Origin of the sequence: Paraglaciecola chathamensis S18K6 (assembly GCA_000314955.1) — a bacterium.
In the GTDB taxonomy this organism is placed as follows: Bacteria; Pseudomonadota; Gammaproteobacteria; order Enterobacterales; family Alteromonadaceae; genus Paraglaciecola; species Paraglaciecola chathamensis.
Map to the genome: position 1 here is coordinate 209,717 of BAEM01000053.1, position 6,345 is coordinate 216,061.

Genomic DNA, 6,345 nt, shown 5'->3' on the forward strand with positions numbered 1-6,345 from the left:
GCGCCCTAACCTACCGCCTGAAAATCACCGAAGAAACGCATCCCCAATTTAACATCTTGAATAATATGCAAATGGTTAAACGGGCTTTTTCGCGCACTGTCTTTTTCTAGCATAAAGCTTTGTTTATTTTGTTGTGGTAAACCTTCGAATTCAGCAACGATTTGAAACAGCCACATCTCGGCTTCCCATGGCAGCGCGTTTTCAGCTAGGTAATCGACTCCACTGACCGCCTCGGTACTTTCGATCACGTGTAAAAAGAAATCTTCTACGTCTTTGGCCAGTTGCTTTTGCTCCGTCGCGACTAAGTCTTGCACTGCGGTAGCAAAACCTTGGGTTTGCGTTTCTGATTGTGACGCTGGTACTAAGTCTCTCGGTATGGCTCTGGCAAGTTCAGCTAACGCATAGCTGTCTTGTGGTCTGTCTAAGGCGACAAACCCTTGGGCACTGATCCCGTGCGCTTGATTGATGACCTCGGGTACGTTAGAGCGATTTGGGTAATCACCGACTTTGAAATTCGGATGTTGGCGCAAAAACGCACTCATGCGGTTTACCAACAAAGCTCGCTCTTGTTGGTGGCGAAAACGCGCCATCAACAACACTAAGCGCTTCTGTACTTCTAATAATGAGCCTGAATGCTCTGATATGCGCGCTTGTAATTGACTCACCAATAGCTTTCGCAAAGCGCCATCACTGCCCGCTAGCTGAATCAGATCTTCAAAGCTAATGATTTTGAAGCCATCTAGTATGCGTCTTAGTTGTCGCTGGGCTAACTCGATTTCAAGGATCTTGTCGTCCAAGCTACTCACAAAACCAAACTCAGTATTTAACCTATGCCACAAGCTTTCTATGGCATCGCCAAACTGGCCGGTCATGTCATGCACTCGCTCAGTTAGCAACTGCATATGATGCTCGCTGGCGGCATAATCGCCTTTTTGTCTGGCAGTTTGTAGTGATTGCACCCGAGTGTGAATTAAATCTAAATGCTCACCTACATCCGAATTAATTTGCCGTTTGCGCTCATCTTGGGTCAAGCCGGCAATTAATTCGTTTACATTGGGGCGTAAACTAAGAGGTTGCTGCTCATCAGGGCGCCACAATATTCGCCCATTAATTAATTTCTCAAGGGCTTGGTGGCTAAAACTGCTTTCGTCCACATGGCCCTGCAAATACCCTTGCATGAGTGCATCGGCATGTTTACCAATCAGCTCTAAGCGCTCTTTACCTAGCTGAAATAACGGATTGCTCTGGGCGCTGCTTTTGCCTTCATGTAGCGTACTCAAAACATGGCCTCTTGTTCTGGAGTATGCTCATCAATGGGCACGTTTTCTTCATCTTTAATAAAACGCACAAGCTCAATAAGCTGCTCGACTTTACCAGTTACTATGTAAAACAAACGGTCTTTGTGTGGCTGATATAAATAGCCTAATTCTTTAATACGCTTAAAAACCTGCTTGATCTGCATATCAGATTTATCACTGGTTGACTTAAACAGCTTATCACTTGAAAGCTGCCCCAAGCGTTGAATAAGAGACTGGTTGTCCACCACTTTTGATTCGAAATCTTGCAACTTAATGGTATCGCCAGCGCTTAAGGCTCCGTCGCGCCCCATGGCTTCTTGCACCAGTTGCATCCATTCAAGCATGGGCAACAATGATTGCACCGTGGTGTTAAATTGTTGGCTGAGTTGCTGACGCGCTTGTTGATTCAAATCACAGTAGGCCAAAAAGTAAACCGCTCCGTCTTCACTTTTCGCCACACGACGATTTAACGGGCGTAAAAAGTGATTGAGATCCTCTACCAATTGTTCATTTTGCAGCTTATGAAAGCTGTGCTCATCTGTTACTGCACAGATAAACTCGCCTTCTAGCAAACGCTCGAGTAATGGGCCATTTTCTATCATGCTGTCACCTGTGATTGGTCGTTGTTGGCGCTGTCGTCTGCGTTGTCTTTTGCACTGTCTTTTGCAATTTGCTCAGAGTGATGGTTTGAACGACTGTTTTGTTGCAAACGCTCGGCAATACGACTGAGTTTGGGTTCAATTTTTTCAAGGCGTTGGCGCTGCTTATCAATCAAATAGCGATGCTTAAAGAGCATTAATACATCTGATTCAGGATTCGGAAACGCCCCTAAAATGTGAATGTGGTTGGTATCACAGGCCGCAAAAAGCTTTTCAACGTTGTGATACGCCAAAGTGCCTATTTCATCGATAGGCCAATGAATATCAATATTCGCCTGATTACGCAGTAAGCGGGTAAAGGCCAATAAGAATTTACATAAAATCAGATAAGCCATACCGTGACTGGATGACTCAAGTAATTGCCTGTCGTTTTTGAGTACCAGATCTGAGCCGCCTTCGTTTAAGTGCAGCTCTAAGCGTAATAATGACTCAATGCTGTAATTCGCATCATTTGGCAATACTTCAACCACATCCGCTAGCGTATCGAGGTAGGACTCGCTGGGTAAAAACGCATCAGATTTATTCCAGTTGTCATACTGCTGAGCGAAGCGTTTAAGGGGTGTCCAGAAATTCAGTTCATCCACCGTAGAGATAATTTTCACTTCAGAGCGAGCAATTCCGTCTAGGGTTAAATCGTCGGATACTTCGTCTGTTAAGCGCTTACTTTGCAGTGATATCTTGCGGTTGATATCGCTAAAAACGGTAAAGAATTTATTTAAGTCGCCACCTATGGTTTCCCCTTGCTCAACGATTTGGCGCTGGCGTGAGGCTAAAATACTCAACAAACGTTGCAATATCGGTAAGCGGTCACGCACATTGGCATCTTCATCGAGCACACTAAAGGCTTGTAGCATGGTATCTAAAAAGTCTTTGCCGGCGTCTTTACCTAAATTAGCTTCGAACTCGGTGAGTGCTTCTTTGAGTTTTTTCTCACCGCGACTGCGACTCTCTAGAGCCTCGGTACAGCGGCTTATGCGCTCTGCTTGGTCCCCTAAGTTGATGTCAGTGTCATCATTAGCTTTAAAGGAAAAGGTGATATTAGCCAGTTGTCTAACCATAGGTTCAATTTCAGTAATCAAGGCAGCGCAGGCGCTCAAGCGCTTTTCAACTGCTGTAAGAGCTTGGCTTAGCTCGCTACGCTTGTTTTGGTACTGGCGCTGTAGCGTACTTTGTTGTTGCGCTAATTGTTGAGCCGTTGCTTTAAGTTCGCCTTCTTGCTCCAGCAATACTGGGCGCTGTGTTAACCAATCTGACTGCATGAACGCTTTGTATTCGTTTAACTCTTCACGGCGACTACTAACACTTTGAATATGCGTTTTAAGGCTTTCAGTCTTTTGTTTTAATTCCTTGAGTGTATTGGGATCTATGTCTTTGTTGGCTAACTCTTGGTTGAACGCATCTTCTAGCTGTTTAATTTGTTCGCGGTTTTGCTGGCGCTTTTGTTCGACTTGTTTTTCCAGTGCATCAATTTGCTCATCAAGCACGGCTAGCTCGTCTTGCCAACCAGATTTAAATTCGAGCAATTGCTCGTCAAAGTCAGACTTGAGCACGGCAATCGCTTCCGCTTTTTGCTGGGTAATTTTTTGCTTTTCTTCGAGTAAGCTACTTAATGCATCTTGTGCTTGCTTGCGGCGTTTTTCTAACGCGGTTTTAAGTTCGTCTGCGTAGCGTTGTTTGGCATTTTGTGCGTAGCTAACTTCCTGCTCGGCTTGTTCAAACGCGCGATTGCGCTCAGCAACCATTTCACGTTGTAACTGCGCTTCTTGATGTCGTTGGTCTAATTCCGATTCGGCGTGTTTTTGCTCTTTTTCGGCGGCTAATACGTGCTTGGTCGCCTGTTCAAGCGCGACCCTTAGTGCAGTTTCATCCTGAGCATATGGAGGCGCATCAATAACAGAGGTATCAATTTGTACGCCTAATAAGTGCTGTTCGTCACCGTTTTGTACCAGTTGAGGCGAAAGATCTTTACGCTCCAGTAAAGGTTCAACAATCAGTTTGCCTATGCTGTGTTCCCAGCCGGGTTTGTTGTCTCGTAAAAACTGGCGCAGGCTGTCTTGCTCAGGTGAAAGCTGTTTATGTAATTGTTGTAAGCGGTCTTTGCCCTGACGAGTAGCAAGTCGAGCGCTATGCAATGCTTTGTCAGCTTCATCACGTTTTTGCTGGCTTTGTTGATAAAGCGCTTCCGCTTGTTTTTTGGCACTAGAGCTTTGTTGCCAAGCGCGCTGAGCCAGCTCTAAACGCTTGTCAGCTAAAGCGCCGTTTTCCATCTCTTCATCTGTGGCAGAGGCATGCTTAGCTTGATGTTCTTGGCGCACAATACTGCGCTCAATGTCCATGAGTTGCTGTTCAAACGCGACCGATTGTTGCTCTTTACGCTGTTCAAACTGGTTTCTGAGAGCACTTTCTTTATCGTGGTGCGTTTGGCGCACGTTTTCTTTTTGCTGGCGGATCACTTTGACGCTGTCTTGATTCTTTCGTGATAGACGCTCTAGGGATTCAGATAATTTGAACTTCTGTTGTTCAAGCTGGCTTTGCAGATCCTTGTGTTGCTCAATCAGTAAGTTGTAATGCTCGAGCGTTTGTTCGTATTCTTCACGGGTGAGTGGCAATGCATCCATGTCTTTTTGCAACTGCTCTATATCTGAGTCTTGGTACTTTTCGTACTGTTGTTGCAGGTGATCTAAGCGTGACGATTTTGCAGACAGCTGCTCATTCGTTTCACTGATACGGCTATTAAGTTCCCCTTCCGCTTGTTCAAATAACTCTTTTTCTGTACGTTGCTGCGCTTTATAGCTGTTTTTCTGTTCTTGGCCGTCCGCTTTCTCTGTCGTCAGGGTGTTTAAATCCTTTTCGAGCAGTGGCTTTAGCATCAGTAATTGCTGCTCTATGGCGTTGAGCTGTTCAGTTTGGCTTTGAATTTTTTCGTAATCACCCTGCATACTTTGCAAACGCATGGTCTGGCGCATTTGGGTGATCCACTCTCGAGCCTTAGTGTTTTTAACCGTGGTGGTGGGTTGTACCAAACCATCTTCTTCGAAAATAGCCGCCAACATAGTGCGCAGAGTATCCATCTTGCCTTCTTTGGCATGCACCGCACTGACGAGCTTTTCCATATGGCGAATTCGATGAGCACTAGAGACTAAACTATAGCGCGCCGCCAGCTGCCGTAATTTAGTGTTTTCACGGCCTGCCCCACCTACACTTGCATCATTTTGAATAATGCTGCGAAATTCACTGGTAGCTTGAATTTTATGTGAGAAGTCTATTTGTAATTGTCTGAGTTGTTTTATCCACTGCTCTGGCAACATGGCCTGAGCTTCGCCGTTTTCCATTTCGACTAGAATTTGCTCGCTCTTATAAGGCGCGTCAATAAAACGATACTGCACCCCATCGCTACCTTTACGCGTTAACACCACTTGGCATTCTTGACCGTCTTCGCGCTGATATTCGTAAATTAAGTAACTATTGGCATGTGGCAAATAGAATTCATCGAATTTTTTACGGGTTTTAGGGACTACCTTGCTTGGCAGTTCACCGTAAAAAACGGGGATCAAACGTTGCAATGTGGTTTTACCCGATGCGTTGGTGCCACAGATATTACTGTGACCCGATACGTCAAGTTCAACAAAACCAGGAAGGTGACAATTAATAAGAATGATGCGGTGTAACCCAGGCATAGACGTCCTTTACTCAGGGGTAGAAAACATAAACCAAACACGTTGGCTAACTTCGTAACCCTAAATTTTACCTAGATTTAAGCCACTTGAATACCTCGAATATCAAGTGTTAAACAAACCCTCTGTTTCTGCATCTTTTAAGCCCCCACCAAAGCCGAATAGTTTTGCTAAATTCACCGAAGACATCCACAGATTCACCGAAGACATCCTCTACTTCACAACAAGTACGATCTAACAACTCAGTGAAGCATTCGCTGTAAAGACTTACATTAACTTACACGGACACCCATGATAATAATTTACACGGACACCCATGATAAGAATCTTGCATGGACACCCACGATAAAAATATTACATGGACACCGAATTTATAAGCACCGAATTTATAAGGACACCCATGATAATATTTTTACACTCTAGAATTAGTTCCCCAATACACATACTTTCACCAGCAATTACTGATGCATAATTCAAAGAAAGTAACGTATATAGACATCCAGAATTAATTTCGCTGAGATTTCAATTGTTGCTCCGCTTTATCTTCGTTTGCAAAATAAATAGCAGGACGCGTTTGTGAACTTTTCAGCTCTGGTGATAAAGAGGGCTTAATTAGAATATTGAGTGTTGATAAGGGAAAACCGCGTCTAATGCACAGTTTCGGCCAAGCGCCCGCGTCACAAGCAGTGCATTAAGTGTATTTGTTGAAATTGA

At 44.5% G+C, this 6,345-nt stretch carries 3 protein-coding genes; all 3 read right to left on the reverse strand.

Annotated features, from left to right (window positions below; translation table 11 throughout):
* Positions 1–5: 5 nt before the first annotated feature.
* The 3 genes from GCHA_RS19555 to GCHA_RS19565 are packed head-to-tail and all read right to left on the reverse strand — an operon-like array spanning position 6 to position 5,634.
* Positions 6–1,280, reverse strand: coding sequence for a hypothetical protein (locus tag GCHA_RS19555; RefSeq protein ID WP_007991434.1), 1,275 nt, complete (start codon positions 1,278–1,280; stop codon positions 6–8).
* Entirely contained in the window at positions 1,277–1,900 is a 624-nt protein-coding gene (locus tag GCHA_RS19560; RefSeq protein WP_007991435.1) for a condensin complex protein MksE, read from the reverse strand. Before GCHA_RS19560 ends, GCHA_RS19555 begins: the two co-directional genes overlap by 4 nt.
* Positions 1,897–5,634, reverse strand: a complete 3,738-nt coding sequence (locus GCHA_RS19565) for an ATP-binding protein (protein WP_007991436.1) — start codon at positions 5,632–5,634, stop codon at positions 1,897–1,899. The genes GCHA_RS19560 and GCHA_RS19565 overlap by 4 nt, the downstream gene beginning before the upstream one ends.
* Positions 5,635–6,345: the final 711 nt, after the last annotated feature.